At 46.6% G+C, this 1,555-nt stretch carries 2 protein-coding genes; both read right to left on the bottom strand.

Annotated elements, in window-relative coordinates:
• Positions 1-830, bottom strand: an 830-nt coding sequence (locus tag A3738_RS14105) for a UbiD family decarboxylase (protein WP_156504259.1), incomplete at its 3' end; no start/stop codon positions are given.
• A 67-nt stretch (positions 831-897) separates the two neighbouring features.
• A partial coding sequence (rho, locus tag A3738_RS14100) for a transcription termination factor Rho (protein WP_082890048.1) occupies positions 898-1,555 on the bottom strand: 658 nt, incomplete at its 5' end.

The following is a 1,555-nucleotide window of genomic DNA, read 5'->3' as shown; positions in this document are numbered from 1 at the left end:
TAAATAAAGCCCTCTAAAACAAACTCAGCACTCGCGGGCACAGTCAGCTCAGAATGCTTTGTCTTTACAGTTTCTGTTTTACCGCCACGCAGTAAGCCTGCAAACGCATATTCAGACAACGAGTCTGGCACCGGCGTTACAGCACCTAAAATCGTCGCAGGGTCTGCACCCAAAGCGACCGCCACTGGGAACGGTTTATCGGGATATTTCTCTTGCCACTCACGTAAATCAAGCGCGCCACCACGATGCGATAGCCAGCGCATGATCAGGCGATTCTTACCAATGACTTGCTGACGGTAGATACCTAAATTCTGGCGTTCTCTCTCAGGATCAGGGCCTTTCGTTACCACAAGCGGCCATGTAATCAAGGGGCCTGCATCCCCCGGCCAACAGGTTTGAACTGGGATTTTACTGAGATCGACTTGATCCTTCTCGATCACGACTTCTTGGCAAGGTGCGTTACGGAGCACCTTTGGCCCCATATTCAAAACTTGCTTGAAGATAGGAAGTTTCTGCCAAGCATCTTTTAAACCTTTTGGTGGATCAGGCTCTTTTAAAAATGCGAGAAGCTTTCCGACTTCTCGAAGTGCCGTCACATTCTCTTGCCCCATCCCCAAGGCTACGCGCCGAGGTGTACCAAAAAGATTTCCTAAGACCGGTATATCGGAGCCTTTTGGATTTTCAAATAAAATAGCCGGGCCACCGGCTCGAAGCGTACGATCACAAATTTCGGTCATCTCCAAATTTGGATCTACTTCTTTTTTAACGCGTACAAGTTCGCCTTGCTCTTCTAACTGTGAGATAAAATCTCTGAGATCTTTATATTTCATACGGTGTTTTACGAGAACAATAAAAAAGCCGACTCAACTAGCCGGCTTTTTTTAGTATTAATAAGTACTAACGCTTTTTCATTGCTAAGAAGAACTCGTCGTTCGTCTTAGTATCTTTCAACTTGTCGATCAAAAACTCAGTTGCTGCGACATCATCTTCCATGTTGTGAAGAAGCTTACGCAAGATCCAAACCCGTTGTAGCTCATCATCCGACATCAACTGCTCTTCACGACGTGTACCAGAACGTCGAATGTTGATCGCTGGATAAGTACGTTTCTCCGCGATACGACGATCTAAATGCACTTCCATATTACCTGTGCCTTTGAATTCTTCGTAGATGACTTCATCCATCTTCGAACCAGTATCAACAAGTGCTGTTGCGATGATGGTTAAGCTGCCACCTTCTTCGACGTTACGTGCTGCACCAAAGAAACGCTTTGGACGCTCTAGTGCGTGCGCATCAACACCACCGGTAAGAACCTTACCAGAGCTTGGAATAATCGTGTTGTAAGCGCGTGCAAGACGTGTAATCGAGTCGAGAATAATGACCACATCTTGCTTGTGTTCAACAAGACGCTTAGCCTTTTCAATTACCATTTCAGCTACTTGAACGTGACGTGCTGGCGGCTCATCAAAGGTACTCGCGACCACTTCGCCACGCACTGAGCGCTGCATTTCTGTTACTTCTTCAGGACGCTCGTCAATCAGAAGAACCATCAAGTGG

The organism is Oleiphilus sp. HI0066 (genome assembly GCF_001635725.1).
This window is presented reverse-complemented; position numbering and strand designations above follow the sequence as displayed.